Below are 25,548 nucleotides of genomic sequence, written 5' to 3'. Positions count from 1 at the left end.
TATTCCCGCTGACTCTCGCCTCGAGCGCCGGGAAGACGACCGCGTTCCGTGACGGATCGGGCGCAGGTTCCACGAGCGTCCGAACGAGCCACCGTCGGCAGGTTACGCGTACTCGAGATCCTCCGTGTACCGATCGACGAGGAGCACCGCCGCCCCGCCGATGACGGCGGCGACGATCGCGGCGATCGGTGAATGACCGACACCGCCGTCGAGGTTCGACACAACCCTCTCGATAGGCAGTCGAAGCGACCCAACCATCAAACTGACTAGGAAAACCAGCGTCAGCGCGCGATATCGATCCAGCGCGCGCCGAACGACGTGTGCCATCGAAAAGAGACCGATCGCCGCGCCGACGACGAAGACGACGACGATTATTCCGGCGTCAACGACCGGCTCGAGCGGTTCGCCGGTAACGAGTCCGAAAACGCCGTCGACGAACGAACTCAAGATGCCGGTCATGTACTCGTACTGCCCGAGCAGGACGAGGAAGAACGACCCCGAGACACCGGGTAACACCATCGCACAGATCGCGATCGCACCCGCGACGAACACGAACGGAAGAGCGTGTGAAATTCCCCCTGCGGACACCCCGGTAACGGCGAGCGCGATCGCGATGCCGACCGCCGCCACGGCGACTCGCTGGACCGTCCACGTGTCGATATTCCCGTAGAGGACGACGGCCGAGGCGGCGATCAACCCGAAGAAGAACCCGTAGGTCGGAACCGGGTAGGAGGTCACCGCGTCGTGCATCACTTGCGAGAGGACGACGATCGACGTCACGATACCGAGCCCGAGCGAGATGAGGAACGCTGCATCCGTCCGCTCGAACAACTCGAGAAACGCCTCGCGTCCCTCCGGCGTGTGGAGGCGGACGGCCGGTCCGAACTCGCGCGGGTCGATCGCCGTAATCGCCTGAATCAAGCGATCGTAGATGCCGACGATCAGCGCGATGGTCGCCCCGGAGACGCCGGGAACGACATCCGCCGCACCCATCGAGAGCCCCTTACAGTAGACGCGGAGAAATTCACGCATCGCTCGAGGTGTATTCCGGGTGTCGGCAAAAGCGTTCTCACTCGCATTCGACGTGTCGGACTCGAGAAAATACGCCCGCGAGATTGCGACTACTCGGTGCCGTCGGTTGTCTGATCGTCTTCGGCGTCGGCCTGCGTGTCGTCGGTCTGATCGCCGCCGCTCTCTCCCGTGGTGTCGCCGCCATCAGTGGCTGTCTCGTCGCCACCGTCGTCAGCGGCCGTTTCGTTGTCGCTCGTTCCGTCGTCCGTTTGATTGCCCTCGTCGGACTGGTTCCCATCGCCGCTTTCGTCTCCGCCGTCGTCCACGACATCGTCGGCTGGTTCGCCGACATCACCGTCTTCGACGACCTCGAGGGTGCCGGCGTCGACCGATTCGCCTTCGACGACCGCGGTTTCGGAGACGTCGACCTGCCCGTCGTACTGCTCGACGTAGGACGTATTGCCTTCGTCTGCAGTTACCGTCAGGTTGTACTCGTCGAGCGCATCGATGCTGCTGTTGGTGTAGCCGTCCTCGACGCCGAGATCGCCGCTCGTCGAGTACGGCACCGTCAGTTCGTAGCTGCCGTCCGCTTGGATATCGGCTTCCTGTGCGTAGCCGAAGACGCGTCCGTCAGCCGTCTCGAGTTCGAGCGTCGCCGTGATCATCGCGCTGTCGTCGGCGGCGAGTTCCTCGTCCTCGAGGGTGCCGGTGATCGTCGCGCCCTCGACGCGCTCGAAGGTCTTGAGGCCGGGACCGATGCGTTGGTCGAAGATCTCCACGTCGTACGGAGATTGCTGTTGGATCTGTCTTAACTGGGATTGGAGCCCTCGGCTAGCTTCCCGATTGACGCCGATCTGTGGCTGTCCGTTCTCGACGAGTACTTCGTCGCCGTCCATGATGGCGTAACTGATGAACTGCGACGCCTGGTCGGTATTCTCGTGGACGAGCCGGTAGTGCTCCATATTGTGGCCGTTCTCGAAGTACATCTTCGAGAGCATCGTCTGGCTGTAGAGGCTCTCGTCCTCGACGTATTCTTCGTCGAGGTCATCGGGGGAGATCGTATCACCGGACTCGTAATCCGCCGGAAGCGAATACTCCTGCTGGTCCGGTCCGGTCCACTGCGTGATCGCACCGAACTTGCCGCCGGCCATCGACGAGTCGATCATCACGTACCGCATCTCCTCGTCGGTGGTGTTGGCGTCCTCGAGTGCGGTCTCGAGTTCCTCGTCGGAGACGTCTTCCCAGTCGACGTCCGCGTCGCTTCGAATTGTCTCGAGGATCATCTCACCGCGCTCTTCGGAATCGGCGGTCAGATACGCCGAGGATGATTCGGCGTTTTGCTGGAACGGGTTCGCGTGTGGGATCCGCTCGGCCTGCGTCGTTATCAGGTGGCCGTAGTCCCACCACGACATCACGCCGTAGGCACCCCCGGGATAGTCGTAATCCTCGCCGTCGGGGTACTCGTAGGTGCCGTCGTACGGGAGTTCGCTGGCATTGTCAGCGCCGCCGTAGTTGCCCGGATCCGGCGTGTTTTCGGCGAGCCACTGGTTGGATCCCTCCCATAGTTGCGAACCTGCGCTCGGTGCTGGGGCGGGGCTGCCCGCCTCGGGATTGTCCCCGGTGACTTGCCACGGACTGGCGGCAGCCATCGGAATCGACGCGAAGACGAGCAACACGACCATCCCAATGACGATTATCTGGTAGGTCTCGATCTGTTTGACGCTCTGGAGGCCGTGCTCGAGGTCGAGATTGATGAACCGAGAGATATCCGCGATGAACACCGCGTTGAGCACGGCTACCGGGAGAACGAGATAGTAAGCGAACCGGACCTGCGTCGCCGCCATGCTCGTGAGAAACAGTGCCCAGACGATCAGGAGCGTGTGCTCTGTGCGGAACTCCCGATCGAAGTACGGCCGAAGGAGGAGAAACACGATTCCAACGATCATCGTGTAGAAGGCGGCACCGAACTCCTCGAACACGTGCGCCGAGAGGAAGTTCTCCGGGCGCTGGGCTTCCTGAATCGTCGCGTCGGTACCGGCGCCTCCGAACGGCACCAGTCGGCGAACGAGATTGTCGGAGATTGTTCCGAAGAGGTCGGGAAGAACCAGTGCCATTCCGGCGAATGCGACCAGGATCAATCCCGCGATCGCCGCCGGGTAATACCGGGACTCGAGATCGCGGTTATCCCACTGACGCGCCAGCCAGGCCATGAACACGCAGCCGAACCCGACCAGCAGCGCCGCGACCGGTTGGACGTAGCCGAAACTCGTCGCGCTCGCGCTCAGTTCTTCGATCAGCAGTGCCGTGATGAGTGCGGTAACACCCATGCTGATCGCTCCGACGAAGGCGATGTGATCGGGAGAAACGCCGCGGACGTAGTCCAGACAGAGCTGGACGGCGAAGAAGATGGCGAGAACGCCGACGAGGACGACGCCCGACGGCCAGACCCAGATGTACAGCGAAACCGCGAGTCCAGCGAGAGCGCTGTAGATCGTCGGCGCCTTCAGCGTTGCCCAGTCTCTGTCTACAAGCAGTTCGTAGATCGGCTTATCGCGCTCGGCGGCTCGAAGCGCGACCATCATCGCCAGCACGGCGATTGCCATGAACAGCACTTCGCCGACGTGGTGATCCAGTTGCCCGACGGTGCTTCGTGCGAGGAAACTCCCGGGGAACAAGGAGAGCACGACGATTGAGACCAGACCGCCGACCGTGCCACCGAGGCGCCGCCCCATGTAGAAGACTGGAACGGCGACGAGTGCCGCCATTATCGGAACCGATAGAATCGCGACGGTAAAGAGCGTCTCCGACGACGGATCGCCGAGTCCGACGATCATCGCCGCCGTGACGATGAGTTGATCGAACAACGTCCCGAACTGGCCGACGTAGGCACCGGAGGGAAATCCGGTATACACTTCGTACGGCATCGTATGCGGGAAGTTCTCCGCGGTCCATTCGATCGTCCGCCAGTGATAATACGAGTCTACGCCACTCAGCATCGGCGAGCCGTCTTCGTACGTGAAATTATCCCGGGGCCGCATTCGGACCCAGTACATAAACAGCATCACGACCCCGATAAGGGGGAGGTGATACCACTGTTTCAACGTCTCGAGGAAGGAGGACTCCGTTTCCTCGCCGACGTGTTCCGTATCGGTACTCATTAACTTGGAACTGTCCCAAGTCGGGAATAAGCTTTGTCATCTACTTGTCGGTCCGCTATCTCGAGACGGGCCGAACGGACGGGTAATTTCGACTCGAAACTGGAACTATCCCGCGTCTACCAGTCGGATTCGTCGTCACTCACAGATTCGACACCGACTACCGGCGAACGAAAAGGCTTATTCGCCGGTCATCGCAATCAATCGCCAATGAAGGTCTCCGTCGTCATTTGCACGTACGCGATGGAGCGGTACGACGTTTTTTCGGAGTGCGTCGAAAGCGTCCTCGCCCAGCGGTACGATCCCCTCGAGACCGTGATCGTCGTCGACGGCAACGACGCCGTCTACGATCGCGTCGAGAACGATTTCGGCGACCACGACGATGTCGTCGTCCACTGTAACGACGAGAATCAGGGCATCTCCTACAGTCGAACGAAGGGTGCCGAACTCGCCGACGGCGAGGTCGTCGCGTTCATCGACGACGACGCCGTCGCCGAACCGGACTGGATCGACGAACTCGCCCGCGTCTACGAGGAGACCGACGCGAACGCCGTCGGCGGCCACGTCGCGGCCGACTGGGTGACCGAGAAACCCGACTTCTTCCCCGCGGAGTTCTACTGGCTCGTCGGCTGTGACGAACGCGGGATGGGCGAGCACATGGAGGAACTGCGAAACACCTACGGCTCGAACATCTCCTACCGGCGCGATATCTTCCTGAACGTCGGGGGCTACGACCAAAACACCGGCCGCAAAGGCGACAGGCACATTCAAGCCCACGAGGCACCCGTCTGTATTCGAATCGCGAACAAGTACGGGACCGGCGTGATCTACAACACCGACGCGGTCGTCCACCACAAGCTCTTCGACTACCGCGGGGAGTTTCGCTGGCTCGTCTTCCGGTCGTTCTGGCAGGGGTACTCCAAACGGATCATGGACCTCCTCCTTCCGGAAGCCGCGGGCGACAAGAACGACTACCTGAAACAGCTCATGCTCGAGTTCGTTCCCTCCCGGCTCCGAAACCTCGCGATCAGTCCGTCACTGCCGAAGGTCAAACAGCTCGTGGCTATCTTCGTGTTCACCGCGGCCGTCGGATTCGGCTACCTGTACGGGCTTTCGAAATCAGACGCGTCGCTGATCGGCGAGGAGTCCTGACCAACGATGCACCGGAATCGGCCGCTTCGAGTACTCTACCTGACGACCTCGAGAGAGGTCTTCTTCGACCAGCAGATCGAGACCCTCGAGTCAAAAGGCGTCGACGCGACGGTGGTCGTCGTGCCGGGCGAAGACCAGATTGACGGCGACATGGGCAGTGGGCGGGGCGTCTGGGAGTACCTTGAGTTCTTCCCGCGAGTGCGACGCGCGCTCCGCGACGGCGAGTTCGACCTAATCCACGCGAACTACGGGCTCACCGCCCCCTACGCGATCACCCAGTTTTCGCTGCCCGTCGTCCTCACGCTGTGGGGCTCGGACGTGGTGGGCTTCGACGGTCGGGTGACGAAAGCGTGTGCGTGGCGCTGTGATGCGATTACGGTCCGCAGCGCGGAGATGCGGGATCTGCTCGGCCGCGAGGCCCACATCCTCCCGAGCGGCATCGACCTCGAGCGGTTCGAACCGATGGATCGGCTCGAGGCCCGCGAGCGAGTCGGCTGGGACCGGGACACGAAGCAGGTCCTCTTTCCGTACTCGCCCGACTACGAGCGCAAGAACTACCCACTGGCCGAGCGCGTCGTCGAGGGCGCTCGAGACCGCCTCGACGAGAAGATCGAACTCCAGACCATCTCCGGGGTCGACCACGAGGAGGTGCCCGTCTACATGAACGCCGCCGACGCGCTATTGCTCACCTCGAAACACGAGGGCTCCCCGAACACGGTCAAGGAAGCGATGGCCTGTAACCTCCCGGTCGTCTCGACGGCCGTCGGCGACGTGCGAACTCGTCTCGAGAACGTCTCGCCTTCGGGCGTCGGCGAAACGGAAGACGAACTGGTCGATCACCTCGTTTCCGTCCTCGAGGCAGACTCGCGGTCGAACGGCCGCGAAGAAGTTCGCGAAGTGAGCTGGGACCGGATCGGCGATCGGATTCTCGGGATCTACAACGACGTTCTCTGATCGAAACTTCCGAGCCGTGGCCGCCGTTTTCGGCACCCGGCACTCAGTCTCGAATCTCGAGGTCCAGTACCGAGAGCGGTGGGTGGAGCGATTCCGCCTATCGACGAGTGTTTCCGGCTATCGGCCCGTGACGCGCGGAATGTCGATCGGTGCATTGTTTCGAACGACGTCGCGGAAGTGCGCCGACATCGCGAAGAGGACGACGACGTACACCGCAGCGCCGCCCGCGACGATGCCGGCGGTGACGGCCGTCGACTCGAGGCTCTCCGAAGGCGGTCCGGCGAGCATCGTCGCGGGATAGACGACAGCGCCCATCGCGATGGCCGCGATCCACTGGCGGGAAATTTCGGCCAGCGGCAGGTCGAACTCGAGGCGGTTCCGGAGCGCGTAAAACGCGGCCACGAGGCCCAATCCGGCCGATAGCGTCGTCCCGACCGCTGCACCGGCCCAGCCGATTGCGGCGACGAGACCGACGTTCGCGACGACGTTCGCGACGATGAACAGGCCGTTGACGCGAAACGCGACGTCCGGTCGATCGATCCCGTTGAGGGTGTTGAGCAACTGATCGAGATACGAGTACAGCAGCGAGCCGAACAGCAAGATCGGCAGGACGTACTGGCCCTCGATGAACTCCGTTCCGTAGATCGCCAAGACGCGGTCGCCGACGAGGAGGCCGCCGACGATTCCCGGGATGAGAACGAACCCCGCGAACGAGAGCGCTTCCGTCGTCAGGGTCGCCACCCGCCCTCGCTCGTCGTTCGTGTCGTGTTTGCTGATCTCGGGGAACATCGCGGTGCTGACGGCGTACCCAAAAATCAAGAAAAAGGAACACAGCGCCCAGACGATCGAGTAGACGCCGACGAGAGCGCTCGAGACGAGCGCGCCCAGAACGAGAATGTCGACCTCGCTGAAGGTCTTGCCCTGTACGCGCCCGATCCAGGCGTACTTCGCGAAGTCGACGAGCCGTTTGTAGTGCCGACGCGTTGGCCGTTCGAACGGCGGCATGAGCACGACGGCGGCGACGAACGCTGACAGCATCCAGCCCGTCGAGTAGCCGACCAGCATCCCCGTGAGTTGGAATCCGGCGACGACGAGGGCGACCTGGACGATCGCCCGCCCGCCAATTTTCAGGGGCTTGAGGACGGCGTAGATGTGTACCTTGTGCTGGCCCTGCAGCGCCGCGTTGAAAAGGGAGTTACACAGAACCGCGGCCAGCATGAGGACCACGATGAGGTGGACCTCTTCGCCGATGTAGGCGTTCAACTGGCCCTGAAAGACGAACACGCCGATCGCGAGGACGACGAATATCGACCCGATGATCGACGCGCCCGCCCAGAAGTACGCGTACGAGTCAGTTTCCTCGCTCATGCGCTTTGTGACCGCACTCGAGAGGCCGATCTTCCCGCTGATCCCGAGCCACGTCACCACGGCCAGCGCGACCGAATAGTAGCCAAGCACTTCCGCGCCGAGGACGCGAGCGAAGTAAATCGTCGCGACGAATCCGACCGCCGAGGCGGCGATTTCGGCGACGAACTGGAGGAACGACGTTTGACCGATTCTCATAGTTGCGTCGAGGTGGAGTCACCCACCCGTCTGTGCGCGTCTTTCGGTGCCACGCCTATCAGTCTGATCATGTGTGTGAAAAGGCTTTGTGGACCGACTCGAGCGAACGAACGGAACCGGCGGCCGTTCGCACGGCGTCTACGCCATCTCGGCGGCGAGTTCGCGGCGATCACAAGCGTGCCTCGATCGAATCGGTTACGGTCCGAACATCGACTCGCAGGTCGTCCCCGGCGGCCTCGCACAGGTGATGCTCGTACTCAAGTCCGAGTGCGCCCGCGAGCAGCCAGTAGGTGGGTTTGACCTTCGACCCGAACAGTTCGACCACCGTACAGTCGCTCGCAAACGCGAGGTTGGCGAACCCGGCTCCGTGAGGTGCGACGACGATGTCCGCTTCGAGAAAGAGCCGAACCTGGTCGGCGAACGAGAGCGACGAGAGGGTATACCGTTCGAATCCGTTCGTCGCGAGCGCCTCGAGCAGTTCGTCGCGGTTGCGGACCCGCCGCCGGTCGGCGTCGGCTCTCGAGATGTACACGCGCCGGCCGCGGCCCGCGGGGCAGGGCTCGAGTTCGGAGCGACTCTCGGAACGCCGGGAGGACGCCGCTTCTCGAGCGGCCGACTGGAGCCACCGGCAGGCGGCCGGCGACGTGAGCTTGTACGAGAGGTCGTACGTGAACCGATGGGCGTAGGCCGACCTGGGCTGCTCGGGGGAGCGAACCGACGGGACGACTAGCCCCTCGACCGTCGTCGGTTCCCCGTTCCACGCCGTGATTCGATCGGATCCGTATCCGAAGAATTCGAGCGATTCGAGGACCCAACTCGACGCGTCGTTCGGAACCAGAATCGTTGCGCGCTCGCCCGTCCGTTCTTCCCACCGCCGGAGGCCCTCGAGCCGGGGCAGCGCGGTCAACACCCAGTGGGAATAGCCGCCGAGGCAGCCGTCGACGAACGAACAAACCGTCTCGAGGTTCCGGTCGTCCGCCGACGGAGCCCCGAGTGCGGACTGTCTCCACAGCGCCCGACTGAGCAGGGACGGCTCCGCCAGCAGCGACTGCTCGAGTCTGTCGCGCCGGCCGAGCGAGGTCTCGAGGAGGAAGGATCCATCCGGGCGGACGGCCAGCGCGTCCCGCCCGACGAGTCGAGCCGTCGGCAGTCGGCAGACGAACGGTTGCTCGAACGAGAACGAACCGGCCATCCGCTCGAGTTCCGAGGGGGAACTCGGCGGCGCCTCGAGCGCGATCGACTCCTCGGTACCGAACGCGAACGCGTCGGCATCCGGCGTTCGGGCCAGCCCCGCGCGCTCGAGGTAGCTAATTCTGGTATCGAGCGCGAGTTTTCCCGCGAACAGCCTCGGCGCGGCCCCGGTTTCGATCCCGCGTTTGAGCAACTCGAGGACTCCGACGTCGCGAACCTTCTGTCGAACTCGTCGGAGTGGCATACGAATCGTTCCAGAAGCAGCGGATAAGTCGCTGACGGTTCAGGTCGGAATCACGGACTATTTAGCCGATCTGTTCGTATTCAGACCAATGACACTACTGGGGAGAGCGCGATCCGTTCTCTCTTCGGGCGGCGTTCGCGGGCTCGTCTCGTCCGGGCTGGCGTTTCTCCGTCACCACCCGCTTCTGGTCCGGGCGCTCGCTCGAGGACGGCTGGCGTACTACCGGACTGTCGGACCGTACGACGCCCTCGCGGACCCGTTCGCGCTCATCTCGGTCGATCCGAACGAGATCACGGTGGCCAACAGGTCCATCGACAAGTACCTCGCGACGGGAGCCATTCGAGGGGGCGAGTGGGACCAGCGGACGAACCCCTACGACGAGTCGATCAAACACCGTTCGGTCGAACAGCGATACGTCGACGGCATGGACTGGACGGAGACGGACGTCTACGGCGAGCTGTGCCGTCGAATCGACGAGGAGGGCGAAGCCGACGGCTGCTTCTCGAGGACCGACCTCGAGCGCCGGTACGAGCGGATCGACCGGCTGTACGAAAGCATTCGAGACGACGGGTACGATCCGACGAAACACTACGAGGGGACCGACTCGAGGATCGCGTCGTCGCTCGATCAGGTCTGCGTGAGCGTCGGGCGGGACGGCGAACTCGTCTTCTGCGGCGGTGGAAACCACCGATTGTCGATCGCCAAAGTGCTCGAGCTAGACGCGATACCGGTTCGCGTCGTCGTCCGGCACGACCGGTGGCAGCGCCGACGCGACCGCGTCGCGCGGGGCGAGGAGACGGAAACGTCGTCCCATCCGGATCTCCGCGACGTGCGCTAGCGGTAGCGAAAGGCGGCGAGTAGGCAACAGTAGCTCACCGGTAGCCAAAGGCGCGAAGTTTCTCCTCGAGTTCGTCCTCGTCCATCGAATCGTACCGCTCCGGAGGATCGGATGTGATCGTCCGCCGGTCTCCCTCGTCGACGACCAACCAGGGGACGAGACACAGTTCCGGCGTGTGGAGGTAGAGAGGGTGTTCGTACCGCTTGCGAAAGAACGGCGGGACCCTGTCGCCGATCAGTTCGCCGTGGTCGGCCGTGATAACCGTCTTGCCCTCGAGGTGTGAGAGCAACTCCTCGAGACGCTCGAGGACGAGGTCTAAGTTTTCCGCGTAGGCGGCCCTGACCTCCGCGTCGGTCACGTCGACGCCCGGGATAGTTGGCGCTTCGATGGCCTGAATCGCCTTCGAGGTATCGTCTCGGCGCTCGTCCCAGTCGTCGTTGAGTCCCCGCTCGAGACTCATCCCTCTGACGGCGACTTCTTCTTCGATTTTCTCGCGGAGCTTCCGTCCCCGCGGGCCGATGTACGGCGCGTGCGGTTGCATGAAGTGGGCGATGAGCCGTTTGTTCGGGTTTCGCTCGAGCGCGGCCTTCGCTTCGTCGATCACGCCCGCCGGCGGAATCGTCTGGAGGTCCTCGTCCCAGTGGTCGAAGCAGGTGATAAGCGAGTGGAACGTCTCGCTTCCGGCGGCGGTGTAGTACGTGTTCGCGGTCACGTAGACCGTATCGTGGAGTTCCCGGTCTGCGAAGTTTCCCTCGATGAACTCGAGGCTCGAGGAGCCGCGAGAAACTCGCCGCTGGAGGTCGCCGTCGATCGTGTTTCGAGCCGCGAACGCGTCGTAGCGACAGGCGTCGAGGATGATCAAGTTGTCCCAGTCTTCGCTCATGACGTCCGTTCCGGATCCATATCGGAGGTAAAAGAGCGCGTTCGCGATCCCGTGGGAGAGAAACGCTGGATTCTCGCGGAAAAACGCGACCGACCGTCGACAGAGACCGGTCAGTCCCTGCTGCTCGTAGACGTTCGCCGCGTTACGGAGCAGGCCCATCTACAGCATCGCATTCCAACCCGACACATAAGCCTTGCCGAGCGTGGGAATACTCGAGGCTGAATTATGCGGCCCAGTAACGACAGATGCGGATTCACTGATAAAGGGCATCGTCAATAGTGGCAGAGAGGGGATACAGAACGGTCATCCGTCAGCATCGGCGTCGGCATCGGCACCGTCCGCGTCCGCGTCAGGACCATCCGTATCAGTGTCTCCATCATCACTATCGGAATCGCTGTCCCCATCGTCGCCATCCGAGTCACTGTCAGAATCGGTATCCGAGTTCGTCCCAGAGTCCGCCTGTACAGGTGGCGCTGTCGACGAGTCCGTAGCCCTTCCAACGTCAGAACTGATACTATAGAGGATGACGGGCGGACAGATGTACATGGCAATCGCCAGTACCACGAATAGTCGATTGACGAATATAAGCAGTCCAAATGCGGTGAGCGCCGCAGCTGAAGCTGCATGGACTGCGGTGTGTGTATATTCCCGGTAGTACTCCCACAACCCGCGTAGCCACTGTGTTGTTGCCGATACTGACCACGTCTCAGTTGCAGTTAGGGACATACACAAGAGTTCGAGATGCACGACCAAGAACCCTCAGCTAACATTCATTGATAGGTCTACTCGCTGTACTTACCGCGAGTTTCAATCTCAAAAGGGATGATGAGTTACATCGGCTGAGACCGCGACCAGCCTAACGCGGACAGCACACAACTCGAGCACTCCCACCTACTCGAGCAGATCACCCCGAACCTGACAGCCACAGGGATAGGCGGTGTGATGGGTCGGAACGAGTTGGACGACATCGGTGACCAGGAGTCCACACTCGGGGCATTCAGGACGGGGCGACGGATCTTCGTCAGTGACCCAAACGCCCGCACTCGTCACGACGAGTGAGACGGCACGAACCTCGAGGCGGACCTCGACCGCACCGCCGCCAGAGTCGAGCAGTCGAGCGAGCGCTTCAGGATCGACCTCGCTGGCGAGCTGGTAGGACTCTCGAGGGATGCCCTCCTTCTCGAGGGTGCGGACGATGTCTACGACCAGACTTTCCGTCGGTGCAGTCATCGCTCGTGGCCACCTCCGAACGTGTGCGCGATCGTTGGTGGTGTTTGAGCGGCAGGTGGTGCGTGCGCGGCGGCTGGTGGTGCGTAAGGGAGAATTGGCGGTAGTCGACTTCGATTCGTCTGTCGGACGGGATGTTTAAGCCCGCGGAGAAGATATCCAATCATGGAAACTGACCCTTGACGGGTTCGGAAGCCACGTCTCGGGTGGTTCCAGCACCCGGGGCATTTCAATACGAACGCCCCCTTTCGTGGAGTTTTGGCTTCCATTCGACCCAACGCCCCGTAGTATCATATAAATATTATTTCCGTCCGATGATAATGTGTATTCGAGAAACAAGTACCCGTGCAATTCGACAGGCAAAGCGGGGCGGGTATCTCGGGATCTGACCCGAGGTGGCTCATCAATCCACTCGCTTTGCGAGCGATTCGTATCCGCCTCCATAACTGAGGAGAAAGGAAATAGGGAGCACGACGACTACCAGTAGCCCTCCCGCAAGCAGTTGTGAGATGGGGTCGGGGGGAAGGAGGAGCGTCGTGAGTGTGAACACGAACACGGAAGCCACCGCGGCTGTGATCACGAAGCGGACGAACACCGAATCAGGCATATTTCTAGCAGTCGATGGCTGCAACATATATTTTATCGTATTGACATGCTTCGGCCGATACTGAGCGCGAATGCGGCAGTTAGCTGTGACGAACGAACCTCGAGTACCGAATACTGCTACTCAGAGGTAGCCAAGCCCTTCCAGCCGGTCTTCGACCGAAACCGTCTGCGATGGAAGCTCTTCTTGCTCCGGCTGGTAACTCTCGGTATCGGTGGCCGATGTCCTAATCCACGGAACCCGTCGAACGCAGGGCAACGGACACCCGATGATGTGCTTGTAAAAGCCGTACTCGCCGAAGGCCTCGCCGTGGTCGGCGGTGATAGCGACCCGGTCCTTATCGACGTTCTCGAGCAACAGTTCCACGTCGTCTAACACGTAGCGGAGGTTCTCGAGATACAGGTCCCACACCGTCTCGCGAGAGACAGCGCCCGATTTGAGTTTATCGAACGGCTTTTGCAACCCCTCCTCGGCGAGCGGAAACGGGTTGTGCGGGTACATATAGTGGACGATCAGCTTCTCGGAGTCTCGAGTGCGGGCGCTCGAGATCGCCCTGTCGGTCGTAAACCGGGGCGGTTTGCGGTTGAAATCGGCGTCTTGCTCGTACTTCCACAGTTCCTCGAGGTGGGCGAAGTCGTCGGGATCGACGGCGTCGTACTCCGTCGGGCCGAACGGAATCGCGTCGCGAACCGGCGGGTGATCTTTGTGCTCGAACACCGCCTCCGTGTAGGGATTGCCGGTGATGTAGGTCGTCTTCGCGATCTCGTCCGCGTACTCGGACGTGAACGTGAGCGGCATCCACTCGAAGGAGGTGCTGCCGACCGACCGGATCGAATCGACGGTCTCGATGAACTCGTACTCCGGCGCGACCGCCTCGATGGCGTCGACCCTGCAGGCGTCCAGGATAATCAGGAGGTCCCACTCGCGGTCGTACACGTTCGTCCCGATCTGCGTTCGGGTGGCCGTCTCCAACAGCATCGAAACGTAGACGAAATAGAGACTCCGGACGACTCGCTTCGGGAGCGGACCGTCGTCGGATCGGAGATGATCGACGCTCTCTCGCATCCACTGGGAGAAGCTGACGGGCATACCGGCAGTTCCTTTCCAGTTATTATTACTTCTTTTATAAATTATATGAACTTATTGGAGTTTGCTAATATATCCATAAATATGCTAACCAATAGCGACGGTTGAGCGCAATCGTATCCAATGTCACGACGAGACAATTGCCACCCGATCAGAGACCACTATATTTTAGAGAGCGACCTGAATAGTGTCGGTAATGAACGTACTCGTGGTCGTCGTCGACGCCCTTCGGACTGATCGCGTGGGCGCGTACGACGGACGGCGGGTGACGCCGACGATCGACGAACTCGCTGCGGAGGGAACCGTCTTCGAGCGGGCCTACAGCACGACGAACGCGACCGATCCCGCGCTCACGTCGCTGCAAACGGGTCGGCTCCCGCGAACTCACGGCGTGCGCAATCACGGCTCGCACGTCACCGACGAGGAAAAACGAGCGATCGAGGGCGTTCCGGCGCTCCCGATGGTCCTCGAGGAGCGGGGCTACGACACGGCTGCGTTCGGTCGCCCGCTCGGGCGCTGGCACCGTCGCGGATTCGACCGATATCCGGAACTCTCCTCGGCCCACTGGCGACTCAAATCCCTCGAGAAGTCGGCCAGCAGCCTGTTATACGGCATCCATCCCGCGATCGGCGACACGCTCTCTCGCACGTACAACGCGCTCACCGATCGGACGGGCAGCGACGACGAGGACGGCGTCGTCGCGGAGTTTACCGACTTCCTCGACGAGTCGAATCAGTTCTACTCGCTCGTCCACCTGATGGACACCCACACGCCCTACGACGTCGACGACGCGCTCGTCGAGCGCTATCTCGAGGAGCACGACGATGAGAACCGTCCGCTCTCGGCGGTCGCCGAGGAGTTCCCGACGGGGTCGATCACCGCGAACAGCCTCACCCCCGGCGGCGTCGTCAACCAGGACAACGAGCGGTGGGAGGACCACGAGATGGGCGTCGGAACGGCGCTGGCGCGGGCGCAGTACGACGCGGCGGCGACGGAGGCGGATCGAACCATCGAAGGGCTGCTCGAGGCCCTCGAGACCCGCGAGTTGCTCGAGGAGACGCTTGTCGTCGTCCTCGCGGATCACGGGGAATCGCTCGGCGAACACGGGATCTACTTCGAACACCACGGGCTCTACGAGCCGACGACGCGGATTCCGCTGGTCGTCCGCCCGCCCGAATCCGACGGCGTCGAGCGGTCGGCCGAACTGGTGAGCATCACCGACATCGCGCCCACGATTCTCGACGCGCTCGAGCTAGCCGACGAACGGGCGCTCGATGCCGACGGGCAGTCGCTCCGGCCGCTGCTCGAGGGCGAGGGCGACGACTGGGAGTCCCGGGAGTCGCTGTTGCTCGAGGAAGCCAACACCCAGCGGTTCAGGGCCGTTCGGACCGACCGCTGGAAGTACCTCCGGGCGGTCGAGGACGACCCGACCTGTCGGTACTGCGAACGATCCCACGGGGAGTCCGAACAGCTCTACGACCTCGAGTCTGATCCTGAGGAGACCGAAAACCTCGTCGCCGAACGACCCGAGACGCTCGCAGCGCTCCGGGACGAACTCGACGACCTACTTTCGCGACACGAGCCGCGATCCGGCCCGTCGAACGATGCAGACGACGATGCGGTCGAGTACGACGACGAAGAGGAGGTTCTGGATCGGCTCGAGTCGCTCGGCTACCGATAGCTCGCCGTCTCGGTCCGGATCGACTCGCCCGCTCAAGCGGACGAATAGGTCCAATTCTGTCGACGTAACCGAAAGTATTTGTCCGCAGGTGGTGTCCGTGTTGGATATGCAGGCTGTCGTCCTCGCCGCAGGCAAGGGAACACGCCTCCGGCCACTCACAGAAGACAAGCCGAAGGTTCTCGTGGAGGTCAACGACAAACCGCTCATCGAAGACGTCTTCGATAACCTCCTCGAGATCGGCGTCGACGAGTTCGTCGTCGTCGTCGGCTACATGAAAGAGAAGATCATCAAACGCTACGGCGACGAGTATCAGGGCGTGCCGATCACCTACGCCCACCAGCGCGAGCAACTCGGGTTGGCCCACGCGATTTTGCAGGCCGAACCCCACATCGAGGACGATTTCGTCCTGATGCTCGGGGACAACATCTTCCGCGGAAACCTCGGCGACGTGATCAACCGACAGCGCGAGGACCGCGCCGACGCTGCCTTCCTCGTCGAGGAGGTGCCCTGGGAGGAAGCCTCCCGCTACGGCGTCCTCGATACGAACGAGTACGGCGAGGTCGTCGAAGTCATGGAAAAACCCGACGACCCGCCGTCGAACCTCGTGATGACCGGCTTTTATACGTTTACGCCGGCGATCTTCCACGCCTGTCACCTCGTCCAGCCCTCCGACCGCGGCGAGTACGAACTCCCGGACGCGATCGACTTGTTGATCCAGTCCGGACGCACCATCGACGCGCTCCGGATGGACGGCTGGCGCATCGACGTCGGCTACCCCGAAGACAGAGAGCGAGCCGAAGAGCGGATCGCAGAAGAATCCGGCGTCGTCGCCGAGACCACCGACTGAGATCGTAGCGTGTATCGAGAGCGGGTACTACATCGCTCAAAACACCTATTCTGCGTTCCGAGATGGCGCTACTCAACAGCTGGAACGGTCCGTAAGCGACTAACCACCGCTGTGCATCTAGGGCGAGTATGAACGTTCTCGTCACCGGCGGGGCGGGCTTTATCGGCTCTCACATCGCCCACCGGCTGCTCGCAGAGGGCCACCGCGTCGTCGTCCTCGACGTACTGGATCCGTACTACAACACGGCGATCAAAGAGCGAAACCTCGAGCTGTGTCGATCCGAAGGCGGCGATCGGTTCACGTTCGTCGAGGGCTCTATCACCGACGAGGCGCTCGTTCGAGAGGTCGTCTCGAGCAACGACATCGAGTTCGTCTACCACCAGGCCGCACAGGCGGGGGTTAGAACGAGCGTCGAAAATCCGAAGAAACCCCACGAGATCAACACCGGCGGACTGCTCAACCTGCTGATCGCGGCGGACGAACACGGCGTCGAGCGGGTCGTCAACGCCTCGTCGTCGTCGGTCTACGGCGAAGTCGACTACCTCCCCTACGACGAGGATCACCAGAACGTCCCGCAGAGCCCCTACGGCGTCACGAAGCTCACGGCGGAGCACTACTGTCGAGTCTGGAACGAGCTTTACGACGTCAACACCGTGTCGCTGCGATACTTCACGGTCTACGGGCCGCGGATGCGACCCAACATGGCGATCACGAACTTTACCTCCCGGTGTCTCAACGGCCGCCCGCCGGTCATCTACGGCGACGGCCAGCAAACGCGGGACTTCACGTACATCGACGACGTCGTCGACGCGAACCTCTCCCTACTCGAGACGGACGTCGCCGACGGCGACGTGATGAACATCGGCTCGACGGGAACGATCACCATCGAAGCGCTCGCAAAACACGTGATCGAGCAGACGGGTGCCGACGTGGACCTCGAGTACACCGACGCGAAAGAGGCCGACGCGCGCCACACCCACGCCGACGTCTCGAAGGCCAGCGAACTGATCGGCTACGAGCCCTCGACGGCCATCCGCGAGGGCGTCGGCCAGTTCGTCGACTGGTATCGAGCGAACCGGGAGTGGTACGAACCGCTCGTGCTCGATTCCTGAGCCGGATCGCGGTCTCCAGCAGCGATCCGACCCATCGCGACCCGGCGCTCAAACGTCCTCGAGGCTCGCCTCGGTCACGCGAATCCGGCCGCGGGTGCCGTCCCACTCGATATCGTACTCGAGGTCGATCCGCCGGTCCATGTGCGGGCCGTCGACGACCAGCGTCTCGAACTCGCCGCCCTCCCCGAGCAGGTGGACCCCGTACTCGTCGTTGAGCGTCTCGAGGTCGTCCAGAGCGTCCGCGTCGAGCGTGCGCCCGAGCCAGGCCTCGTCGAGGCCGTGGGCCGCAACCTGCACGATTACGATTTCGAACCCCGCCTCGAGCATCGCCTCGGCGAGTTCCCGCGGCTCTTCTTGCCACAGCGGCGCGAAGAGATCGCACTCGAGTCGATCGCACATCCCTTCGATACGGCTCGTCTGGTATTCGCTCTCGACCGCTCCCGCCGTGAGACCCGCGATTCCGCCCTCGAGGTCGGTCTGGAGGTCGGCGAGCGCGGCCTCGAGGGGCTCGAGTTCGTCGTCTCCCTGCGCGCCCGAGTCCGCGGCGGCGTCAGCGTCGAAATCGTCGGGTTCGACGTCGACCAGCGGAATTCCGACGCTCTCGGCCGCGAGCGTCGCGAGGCCGGTCTCGGGAACGTGGTACATGTACGAGTCTCCCGCCGGATGAACGGTCACTAACCGTTCGACGGGCAGGTCGCGCTCGAGGGCCTGATATAACGCCCACGAGGAGTCTTTCCCGCCCGAAAAGAGGCTGATCCACGCGCCAGCTTGATCGCTCATGCTCGAGTGTACGTCGCCGGAGATAAATGGATGCCGAGAAGCAGCGGCGGGCGTCTCAGGAACGATCCGGGCCTTCGAGGTCGTCGCCCGCACTCTCGGCGCTCTCGCGGTTGCCGGGGTTATCGTCGGTCGCTGACACCGATCTCGCGCCGCCGTCCGTCAGTTCGGACTCCGAGCCGGGGTCGGGGAGGTCGGCTTCGGCCGCCTGTCCGCCGTCGGACCGGTCGGCGTCCGTCGTCGACTCCTCCGGCGTGCCGCTAAACGAAGCGGCGATGCGAACGCCGACGAGACTTACCAGAATGCCGATCAGGACGAACACCGCGAGTCGTTCGCCCGCGGTCGTCTGGAAACTCTCGATCGACCGCCAGCCGAGATCGAGGTCGGGCACGGTCAACGGGTCGATCTCGCCCTGGGTCTCGAGGAAGTACGCCGAAAACCCTCGAACGACGAATCCGATCGCGAGGACGATAAACGGGAGGTTGAGATACGAGGCACGCACCGGCCGTTCGCCGATAATTTCGTCGAGGAGTCGACCCGCGCTCGCGGTCAGCGCCGCCGTTGCCAACCACGGAACGCCCTCGAAGGCGAACACCGCGGCCGGGATCAACACCTCCCCGCTCTGGGTCTCCTCGAGCCCGGACACGCCGAGCGCGCCGACGAAGATTCCGACGAACGTCAGCCCCGCGGCGACGACGTAGGTGACGACCGACACCTGCCCCGTGTACAGCGATTCTTTGATCTGGTGGGCGAACCCTGTCACGAGTTCGTCGATGTTGAATCCCTTGTACAGCAAGAACAGCCCAATGACGGTCGTGATCGCAGCCGCCCCTTCAGCCGGTCCGAAGGCGGTCGCGAGCATCGGGAACACGAGCAGGGTGAGCCCGATGGGGACCAACACGGTCTGGCGCAACTCCTCGTCGGCGAGAAACTGCTTGAGCAGGTAGTACGTCGACTCGATGTCTCGAGCCTGTCGGACGACGACCCGATCGACCGAATCGACCTGCACGCGGCTCTCGACGATCGGGACGAGCCGTTCATCCTCGGCGCTATCGATGACGACGACCGCCGAATCCGGCTCGTGTTCGGCGATGAGGTCGTCGAGCTGGCGCGCGACGGCTCGGTCCGCCGAGACCATCGACTCGCGTTCGCCCGAAACGACCGCGACGACGGTCTCTTCGTCCTCGTCGCGGAGGTTCTGGGCGACCCGAAGGGACTCGAGCAACGAGTTTACGCCGGAGTCTTCGGGGTCTGCGAGTCCGACGTCCGTCACGAGCGCGCGCACTGCCTCCCAGCCGACGATCGGGGACTGGAGGCCGGTCCGGCGGCCGACGTCGTCGGTCCGGTCGAGACAGATGACCAGCGTAGTCACGGTAGACGTTCGACGCCCTGCCACGATAAAACCACGCACTCGCTCGTCCGTTCGCGAGGCGGACTGCGACGGATACCGACAACGAGTGCCAACCCGCTCAGGTCCGAAGCCGGAAGCCCCGGTCCTCAGCGAGGCCCGAAATTCCGGCGCCGAACGCGTAGGCGATTCCGCGAGCGCCGGTGCCGACCCGCCGCATCAACGGCTGTGGCGGTTCGAACGTCTCGATTGCCACCTCGTCGGTCGCCAACCGATCGGCGAGTTCGTCCTCGAGATCCCGTCTCGTGCCGAGTTCGTCGACGAGCCCCATCTCGTGGGCGTCCTCGCCGAGGTAGATCCGCGCCTCCGTCTCGCGGACCAACTCGGCCTCGAGGTCGCGGCCGTCGCTCACCCGCTCGACGAACGTCTCGTAGTAGTCGTCGATCAGTCCCTGGAGGTACTCGCGCTCCTCGTCGTCCATATCCTTGAGCGGCGTGCCGGCGTCCTTGAAATCACCCGCGGCGAACCGCTCGTAAGAGAGTCCCACTTTGTCGGCCAGCCCGCTCGCGTTGACGCGAGAACCGATGACGCCGATCGAGCCGACGATGCTCGCGTCTCGAGCCCACAGTTCGTCACAGCCGCTTGCGATCCAGTAGCCGCCGCTGGCACAGAGATCCGTCGTGTACGCGATCGTCGGCCCGTCGAAGCGCTCGGCCGCGAGCCTGATGTCGTCGCTCGGGACGACCTCGCCGCCGGGGGTGTTCAGCTTCACCAACAGCGCCTCGACGTTGCCGTCCTCGTCCGCCCGGTCGATCTGGTCGACGATGTCGTCCGCCGGCGTCGAGCCCGGACTCGAGGGCAGCGAGCCGCCACCGCCGTCGCGGCTGATCGGGCCGTCGACGGCGACCTCGGCGACGTTGTAGCTCGGAAACACCGAACTCGCGATATTTCCGGCGATTCGAACCCCGACGGCGGCGACCGCGAGCGCCAGCAGTACCCCGATCAGATCCGCCAGCGAGGCCGGGAAGACGACGAACAAGACGATGCCGGCGACGGCGAACACCACCGCAAAGGCGACGATGATTACGAGCCGACCGACTCCGGTCCGACTAACCACACAAGACACCTCGTTGCATGGCCGTACCTCCGGGTGCCTCGCTGTTAAGCGTTCACGTCTCGAGACATCTACGAAAATAGTGACGAGGCCGAACCCGCCAGCGTTACGAGAGCGCCGCTAGTTCGAGACGCGAGTCTCGTTGGAGTCGGTGCTTTCAGACCCCGCGCCGGAATCGATGTCTCCGGACCCCTCGCCAGAGTCAGTGCTTCCGGAGCCGTTCCCGTCTCCTCCATCGTTCTCCGACTCATCACCAGCATCCTCGAACTCGTCGCCGCCGAACTCGAGAACTTCCGCGTCGTCACTTTCGCTCGTCTGGTCCACATCGAACGCCTCGAGGGAGTCGGACAGCGCCTGGGCCGAATCGGCGAGCGAACGCGCGCCGGCGGCGATTTCTGCAATCGAGGCCGTCTGTTCCTCCGCGGCCGCGGCGACGTTGTCCGCTTCGGCGTTGGTCTCCTCGCTCACGTCGGTCGCGGTCTGGACCTCCGAGACGACCTCCTGACTCGCCCTGGCTTGTTCGTCGGTCGCGCGATTGATCTCGTGGACGCCGTCGTTGACGTCCTCGACCTGCGTCGTGATATCCTCGAGCGCCTCGATGCCGTCCTCGACGGAGTCGACGCTGTCGTCGACCTGCTCGCGCATCTCGTGGACGCTCGAGACCGCCTCGTCGGTGCTATCTTGTACCTCGCCGATCAACGAATCGGCCTGCTGGGTCGCTTCGGCGGTTTCCTCGGCGAGTTCCTTGACCTCGTCGGCGACGACCTCGAACCGCTCTCCCGCCTGCCCGGCTCGAGCGGCCTCGATCGACGCGTTCAGCGCGAGCATGTTCGTCTGCGCCGCGATCTCGTCGATCAGTTCGACGATGTCGCCGATACGTTCTACCTCTTCGTCAAGCGACCCGATCTGGGTCGCGATCGCTTCGGTCCGGCGCTCGAGGCGGTCCATCTCGGTCACGATTTCGGCAGTCGACTCGCTCGCGTCCTCGGCGCGACTCGCGGTCTCTCCCGAGACGTTCGCGACGGTTTCGGCGGTCGACGCGACCTCCTCGACGGTGGCCGAGAGGTCGTTCATCTCCGAGAGGACGTTCTGGAACTGCGTCTCCTGTTGGTCCGTCCCCGCCGCGATCTGTTCGGCGGACTCGCTGACGTGGCGTGTCGCCCGTTCGATTTCGTCGACGCGTGCGGCAACGTCCGCGCTGACGTCGTCGACCTCCGACCCGAGGCGCTGTATCGTGAGGATCGTCTCCTCTAACTGGTCGATCATCTCGTTGAACGCGCGGGCGATCTCGGCCATCGCGTCGTTCTCGATGTCCTCGTCTAGCTGTTCGGTGAGATCGCCGTCGGCAGCGGCGGCCATCGCCTCGCTGACGCGCTCGGCCTGCTCTTCGAGTCGCCGCGCCATCGCCTCCGCCTCGTCGCGAGCCGCACGCGCCTCGGTCTGGGATTGCTCGAGTTCGGCGACGAACTCCTCGAGGTCTCGTCGCATCGTCTCGAGTGATTCGCCGAGCGCGCCGGGAACGTCCTCCTCGAGAACGGGATCGTCGAACTCCCGTCCGGCGATCGCGTCCGCCTGCTCGGCGACCGTCCGCAGGTAGTCCGTGCTGTCGGCGAAGCCGTTTTGCACGCGGCCGAGTTCGTCGACCCGCTCGGTCGACTCGATCTCGACGTCGAGGTCGCCTGCCGCGAGCGCGCGGGCGTTGCCGGCGAGGTCGTCGAGTGCGCGCGCGGTCGGCCGACCGATCAGTGCTCCCACGAGGACGAATCCGAGAAGCGAGATGCCAACGAGCATAAGCAACGAGTTGCCGACGCTGTCGGCGAGCGCGTACGCGTTGCCCTGCGGAGCGTGGGAGGCGAGCACCCAGTCGGTTCCCTCGACGGGAGCGTAGGAGACGAGTTCGTTCGTCCCGCCGTACTCCGTGACGCCGGTTTCGTCGACGTCTTCGTCCTCGAGGATCGACTCGGATTCGTCGACGCGGTAGTAGCCCATGACCGACTCGCCGCCGGAATCGAAGAGGATCGCTTCGTCACCCTCGTTTACGACCTGCGTATAACTCTCGTCGATCGGGTTGCCGAACATCGAGGCCCGCTCATCGACGCCGACGCTGACCATGATCATCCCGTCGGGTTCCCCATCGGCGTAGATCGGGCTGAGGAAGCCAACCCTGTACCCGCCGTCGGTTTCGTACGTATCCGTGTACGTCGTCGTGAAATCCGCCTCGAGGTCGCGGACGCCCCGTTCTTCGACCCCGCCGTCGGCTTCGTGATGGACGCTCGAACTGCCGAGCAGCGTTCGCACGTCCGTTCCGACCGCGTCATCGTTCGTACTCTGATCGATAACGGCGTTCGTCGATCCGAGTCCGGACTCGAAGTAGTGAATGTCCTGTGTCGTGTTCGGTTGTTTCGCCAGTTCGTCGTGGAGCAACGCCTCGATGGCGTCCTCGTCGTCGCCCGCGAACGTCTCGTGAGCGGCGAGCAGACGGGTCTGTTGTTCGTGGTCTTCAACCCACTTCGAGAGTTCGGCCGCCTCGCCCTCGGCGGTGAGTTCCATCTCCCCCCGCGTGTCCGCCGTCAGCGCACTCGAGATATCGACGTAGAAAAAGACGGCAGCGACGATCGTACACAGCAAAACGAGCGCGAGCACGGCGCCGAATTTGGCGGTGTAGCTCCGCCGTATTCGTTCCGGGAGAATTTCTTCACTATTGAGTCCCATATTCGTCTATGATCTGTACTCAGATAGAACTATCATGAAGTTTCTGGCCAACCGACAGGAACGGCGTTCGAACGAGAGTCATCACCGTCGCCAAGTATTTCGACATCCGATCAACGAGACGCGGCGACGGTATCGACAGTCTCTTTCGCGCTCCGGTACCCAATCAGTGTATGACCGACTATTTCGAGATTCACGCGCGCGACGGGGCCGCGCGTCTCGGAGAACTCCGCCTCTCCGAGCCCGTTCGAACCCCCGGACTCGTCGACGACGTCCTCGAGGACGCCGGCTCGCTCTGGGCGGCAGACCGGGCGATACCCGAGGGCGACGACGACGTTCTCACCGTCCTCCCCCACCGCGGGTTTCCGGGCGGGACCGACGAAGCCGTCCAGGAGTCGTTCGCCGTCGAGTATCCGGACGTCGAGTTTCCGAGCGCCGCCGTCGTCTCGAGCGAGAGCGTCGGGTTCCACGAGATTCCCGGCCCGAACGATCCGGAGTCCGGAGCCGACGCGTACATCGTCTCCGACGCCCGGTCGGCGGTCGGCCACGGCGCGGCGCTCGTCGAAGCCGTCGTCGCCGTCCGCGAGGCGATCCCGGCCGACACCGCGCTTATCTTCTCCGGCGTCGCGACGCCCCGAAACGTCGCCCTGCTGGCGTACGCCGGCGTCGACGCGTTCGACGCCTCGAGGGCGGTCATCAAGGGAACGCAGGGCAAGTACCTCACGAGCGAGGGGGAGTACTACCTCGAGGATCTCGAGGAGCTGCCGGGCCCGCTGAGCGAGGAGACCGATATCGAGGCGTTCGACCGCGAGGACTGCGTCGAGCACAACGTCGCCGCCCTCGAGGCCGAACTCTCGATCGTCCGCCAGCGCATTCGCGACGGGCGACTGCGGGACTACATCGAGGGCCAGGCTCGACACGACCAGTGGCTCACCGCGGCGATGCGCGAACTCGACGATCAGTGGGCGTACTTAGAGGAACGAACGCCGATCCTCCGAGAGGCGGAACTCGACGCCTCGACGGCCGACGCGATCCGGCGGGTCGAGATCCAGCGCTTCGCCGACCGCGTGACGACGCGATACCGGAATCGGTTCAAGAACCCGCTCGTCCTCACCCCGTGTTCGGCCCGGAAACCCTACAGCGAATCCAAGAGCCACGGCCGATTCCACGACGCGATCCAGTGGCGGGCCCACCAGGTGTCGATGACCTCGCCCATCGGCGTCGTTCCGCAGGAACTCGAGACGACCTACCCGGCCCAACACTACGACAGCGTCGTCACCGGCCGCTGGTCCGAGGACGAAAAGCGGTTCGTCGCGTCGGTCCTCGAGCGCTACCTCGAGCGCAACGAGTACCCGCGGATCGTTGCCCACGTCCCCGACGAGGGCTACCGCGACATCGTCGAACGCGTCGAAGACTCGCTCGATCTGGACGTGACCTACACCGTCGCGAAGGGCGCACACCCGACCGACGAGGACTCGATCGCCGCACTCTCGAGCGAGCTATCTGGCGAACTCAAATACAGCAAGCGCGAGCGCGAGCACAACACGGTCCGGGCCATCGCCGACTACCTGCTCGGCGACGGGGCCGGCGACGACCTCTTTCCCGACATCCAGACGACCAGCAGGTACCCCAAGATCCAGATTCGTGACGACGAGGAGACGCAACTGGCGACGATGGTTCCTAACTATGGCACCCTCTCGTTTACGCTCGAGGGCGCAAAGCAATGGGTCGACAGCGACGCGCCGGTCAAGCGAGTCGAAATCGATAATTTCGTCCCCCACGGCAGCGTGCTCGCGCCGGGAATCGTCGACGCCGACGAGGACATCCGCGTGGGCGACGAGGTCGTCGTCGAAGGGCCGAAGGCCTTCGGTGTCGGCCGCGCCGAGATGTTCGGAGCGGAGATGGTCGAGAGCACGCGCGGTATCGGCGCGGAGATCCGCCACGTCGAAGAGCGGTAGTTCGATCGGTCGGCAGCGTCTGCTGACACGGCACCCTGCTGAAGACACCGACCGGAAACGGAACAGGCAGTTATATGTATATTAATATACAAGA

Annotated in this window: 20 protein-coding genes; 7 read left to right on the top strand and 13 right to left on the bottom strand. The window is 63.2% G+C overall.

Going from position 1 to position 25,548, the window contains the following annotated elements:
* Nucleotides 1-102: 102 nt before the first annotated feature.
* Complete coding sequence (locus HALLA_RS02375; protein WP_049951887.1) at nucleotides 103-1,032, bottom strand: DUF368 domain-containing protein; 930 nt, start codon at nucleotides 1,030-1,032, stop codon at nucleotides 103-105.
* Nucleotides 1,033-1,121: 89 nt separating this feature from the next.
* Nucleotides 1,122-4,169 (bottom strand): oligosaccharyl transferase, archaeosortase A system-associated, encoded by a 3,048-nt coding sequence (locus tag HALLA_RS02370; protein ID WP_049951886.1) that lies wholly within the window; start codon nucleotides 4,167-4,169, stop codon nucleotides 1,122-1,124.
* Nucleotides 4,170-4,376: 207 nt separating this feature from the next.
* On the opposite strand from HALLA_RS02370, the gene aglG reads away from it, so the two are divergent.
* Together aglG and HALLA_RS02360 are read left to right on the top strand one after the other, a co-directional pair.
* Entirely contained in the window at nucleotides 4,377-5,318 is a 942-nt protein-coding gene (aglG, locus tag HALLA_RS02365; RefSeq protein ID WP_049951885.1) for a glucosyl-dolichyl phosphate glucuronosyltransferase, read from the top strand.
* A 6-nt stretch (nucleotides 5,319-5,324) separates the two neighbouring features.
* Complete coding sequence (locus HALLA_RS02360) at nucleotides 5,325-6,272, top strand: glycosyltransferase (RefSeq protein WP_049951884.1); 948 nt, start codon at nucleotides 5,325-5,327, stop codon at nucleotides 6,270-6,272.
* Between the two features lie 117 nt (nucleotides 6,273-6,389).
* On the opposite strand, the gene HALLA_RS02355 is transcribed toward HALLA_RS02360, so the two are convergent.
* A complete protein-coding gene (locus HALLA_RS02355; protein ID WP_049951883.1) occupies nucleotides 6,390-7,835 on the bottom strand; it encodes a lipopolysaccharide biosynthesis protein in 1,446 nt (481 codons plus the stop codon).
* A 169-nt stretch (nucleotides 7,836-8,004) separates the two neighbouring features.
* Entirely contained in the window at nucleotides 8,005-9,270 is a 1,266-nt protein-coding gene (locus HALLA_RS02350) for a glycosyltransferase family 61 protein (RefSeq protein WP_049951882.1), read from the bottom strand.
* A gap of 88 nt (nucleotides 9,271-9,358) precedes the next feature.
* Here HALLA_RS02350 and HALLA_RS02345 point away from each other — a divergent pair, with 88 nt between their 5' ends.
* Entirely contained in the window at nucleotides 9,359-10,108 is a 750-nt protein-coding gene (locus tag HALLA_RS02345; protein WP_242406185.1) for a hypothetical protein, read from the top strand.
* 34 nt (nucleotides 10,109-10,142) lie between these two features.
* Here HALLA_RS02345 and HALLA_RS02340 read toward each other — a convergent pair whose 3' ends face one another.
* From HALLA_RS02340 to HALLA_RS02320, 5 genes are all read right to left on the bottom strand, one after another.
* Nucleotides 10,143-11,150, bottom strand: a complete 1,008-nt coding sequence (locus HALLA_RS02340; protein WP_049951881.1) for a hypothetical protein — start codon at nucleotides 11,148-11,150, stop codon at nucleotides 10,143-10,145.
* A gap of 144 nt (nucleotides 11,151-11,294) precedes the next feature.
* Nucleotides 11,295-11,717 (bottom strand): hypothetical protein, encoded by a 423-nt coding sequence (locus HALLA_RS02335; RefSeq protein WP_049951880.1) that lies wholly within the window; start codon nucleotides 11,715-11,717, stop codon nucleotides 11,295-11,297.
* 165 nt (nucleotides 11,718-11,882) lie between these two features.
* Nucleotides 11,883-12,221, bottom strand: a complete 339-nt coding sequence (locus HALLA_RS02330; RefSeq protein ID WP_174887885.1) for a hypothetical protein — start codon at nucleotides 12,219-12,221, stop codon at nucleotides 11,883-11,885.
* 400 nt (nucleotides 12,222-12,621) lie between these two features.
* Entirely contained in the window at nucleotides 12,622-12,825 is a 204-nt protein-coding gene (locus tag HALLA_RS02325; protein ID WP_049951879.1) for a DUF7534 family protein, read from the bottom strand.
* A 120-nt stretch (nucleotides 12,826-12,945) separates the two neighbouring features.
* The gene (locus tag HALLA_RS02320; RefSeq protein ID WP_049951878.1) at nucleotides 12,946-13,911 is read right to left on the bottom strand and encodes a hypothetical protein; all 966 of its coding nucleotides are present in this window, start codon (nucleotides 13,909-13,911) and stop codon (nucleotides 12,946-12,948) included.
* 193 nt (nucleotides 13,912-14,104) lie between these two features.
* Between HALLA_RS02320 and HALLA_RS02315 the strand changes: the two genes are divergently transcribed.
* The 3 genes from HALLA_RS02315 (at nucleotide 14,105) to HALLA_RS02305 (ending at nucleotide 17,548) form a co-directional block, all read left to right on the top strand.
* Nucleotides 14,105-15,589, top strand: a complete 1,485-nt coding sequence (locus HALLA_RS02315; RefSeq protein ID WP_084568906.1) for a sulfatase family protein — start codon at nucleotides 14,105-14,107, stop codon at nucleotides 15,587-15,589.
* A gap of 106 nt (nucleotides 15,590-15,695) precedes the next feature.
* Nucleotides 15,696-16,436, top strand: a complete 741-nt coding sequence (gene aglF, locus HALLA_RS02310) for a UTP--glucose-1-phosphate uridylyltransferase AglF (protein ID WP_049951877.1) — start codon at nucleotides 15,696-15,698, stop codon at nucleotides 16,434-16,436.
* Nucleotides 16,437-16,564: 128 nt separating this feature from the next.
* Nucleotides 16,565-17,548 (top strand): SDR family oxidoreductase, encoded by a 984-nt coding sequence (locus tag HALLA_RS02305; protein ID WP_049951876.1) that lies wholly within the window; start codon nucleotides 16,565-16,567, stop codon nucleotides 17,546-17,548.
* 48 nt (nucleotides 17,549-17,596) lie between these two features.
* Here the strand turns inward: HALLA_RS02305 and HALLA_RS02300 are convergent, their stop codons facing one another.
* The 4 genes from HALLA_RS02300 to HALLA_RS02285 form a co-directional block, all read right to left on the bottom strand.
* Nucleotides 17,597-18,328 carry a diphthine--ammonia ligase gene (locus HALLA_RS02300; RefSeq protein ID WP_049951875.1) on the bottom strand — a complete coding sequence of 244 codons (732 nt, stop codon included), beginning with the start codon at nucleotides 18,326-18,328 and terminating at the stop codon, nucleotides 17,597-17,599.
* Nucleotides 18,329-18,383: 55 nt separating this feature from the next.
* On the bottom strand, nucleotides 18,384-19,697 hold the full coding sequence (locus tag HALLA_RS02295; protein ID WP_049951874.1) for a DUF373 family protein: 1,314 nt from the start codon (nucleotides 19,695-19,697) through the stop codon (nucleotides 18,384-18,386).
* 97 nt (nucleotides 19,698-19,794) lie between these two features.
* Complete coding sequence (gene sppA / locus HALLA_RS02290) at nucleotides 19,795-20,790, bottom strand: signal peptide peptidase SppA (protein ID WP_049951873.1); 996 nt, start codon at nucleotides 20,788-20,790, stop codon at nucleotides 19,795-19,797.
* 117 nt (nucleotides 20,791-20,907) lie between these two features.
* Complete coding sequence (locus HALLA_RS02285) at nucleotides 20,908-23,499, bottom strand: methyl-accepting chemotaxis protein (protein ID WP_049951872.1); 2,592 nt, start codon at nucleotides 23,497-23,499, stop codon at nucleotides 20,908-20,910.
* A gap of 170 nt (nucleotides 23,500-23,669) precedes the next feature.
* Here HALLA_RS02285 and arcS point away from each other — a divergent pair, with 170 nt between their 5' ends.
* Nucleotides 23,670-25,454: an archaeosine synthase subunit alpha gene (gene arcS / locus HALLA_RS02280; protein WP_049951871.1), complete on the top strand. Its 1,785-nt coding sequence runs from the start codon at nucleotides 23,670-23,672 to the stop codon at nucleotides 25,452-25,454.
* Nucleotides 25,455-25,548 lie beyond the last annotated feature (94 nt).

Origin of the sequence: Halostagnicola larsenii XH-48, from assembly GCF_000517625.1 — an archaeon.
Lineage (GTDB): Archaea > Halobacteriota > Halobacteria > Halobacteriales > Natrialbaceae > Halostagnicola > Halostagnicola larsenii.
This window is presented reverse-complemented; position numbering and strand designations above follow the sequence as displayed.

Bases quoted from the DNA above. Each gene is read 5' to 3' on its own strand.
- HALLA_RS02375 (WP_049951887.1), bottom strand. From the start codon at position 1,032: ATGCGTGAATTTCTCCGCGTCTACTGTAAGGGGCTCTCGATGGGTGCG.
- HALLA_RS02370 (WP_049951886.1), bottom strand. From the start codon at position 4,169: ATGAGTACCGATACGGAACACGTCGGCGAGGAAACGGAGTCCTCCTTC.
- aglG (WP_049951885.1), top strand. From the start codon at position 4,377: ATGAAGGTCTCCGTCGTCATTTGCACGTACGCGATGGAGCGGTACGAC.
- HALLA_RS02360 (WP_049951884.1), top strand. From the start codon at position 5,325: ATGCACCGGAATCGGCCGCTTCGAGTACTCTACCTGACGACCTCGAGA.
- HALLA_RS02355 (WP_049951883.1), bottom strand. From the start codon at position 7,835: ATGAGAATCGGTCAAACGTCGTTCCTCCAGTTCGTCGCCGAAATCGCC.
- HALLA_RS02350 (WP_049951882.1), bottom strand. From the start codon at position 9,270: ATGCCACTCCGACGAGTTCGACAGAAGGTTCGCGACGTCGGAGTCCTC.
- HALLA_RS02345 (WP_242406185.1), top strand. From the start codon at position 9,359: ATGACACTACTGGGGAGAGCGCGATCCGTTCTCTCTTCGGGCGGCGTT.
- HALLA_RS02340 (WP_049951881.1), bottom strand. From the start codon at position 11,150: ATGGGCCTGCTCCGTAACGCGGCGAACGTCTACGAGCAGCAGGGACTG.
- HALLA_RS02335 (WP_049951880.1), bottom strand. From the start codon at position 11,717: ATGTCCCTAACTGCAACTGAGACGTGGTCAGTATCGGCAACAACACAG.
- HALLA_RS02330 (WP_174887885.1), bottom strand. From the start codon at position 12,221: ATGACTGCACCGACGGAAAGTCTGGTCGTAGACATCGTCCGCACCCTC.
- HALLA_RS02325 (WP_049951879.1), bottom strand. From the start codon at position 12,825: ATGCCTGATTCGGTGTTCGTCCGCTTCGTGATCACAGCCGCGGTGGCT.
- HALLA_RS02320 (WP_049951878.1), bottom strand. From the start codon at position 13,911: ATGCCCGTCAGCTTCTCCCAGTGGATGCGAGAGAGCGTCGATCATCTC.
- HALLA_RS02315 (WP_084568906.1), top strand. From the start codon at position 14,105: ATGAACGTACTCGTGGTCGTCGTCGACGCCCTTCGGACTGATCGCGTG.
- aglF (WP_049951877.1), top strand. From the start codon at position 15,696: ATGCAGGCTGTCGTCCTCGCCGCAGGCAAGGGAACACGCCTCCGGCCA.
- HALLA_RS02305 (WP_049951876.1), top strand. From the start codon at position 16,565: ATGAACGTTCTCGTCACCGGCGGGGCGGGCTTTATCGGCTCTCACATC.
- HALLA_RS02300 (WP_049951875.1), bottom strand. From the start codon at position 18,328: ATGAGCGATCAAGCTGGCGCGTGGATCAGCCTCTTTTCGGGCGGGAAA.
- HALLA_RS02285 (WP_049951872.1), bottom strand. From the start codon at position 23,499: ATGGGACTCAATAGTGAAGAAATTCTCCCGGAACGAATACGGCGGAGC.
- arcS (WP_049951871.1), top strand. From the start codon at position 23,670: ATGACCGACTATTTCGAGATTCACGCGCGCGACGGGGCCGCGCGTCTC.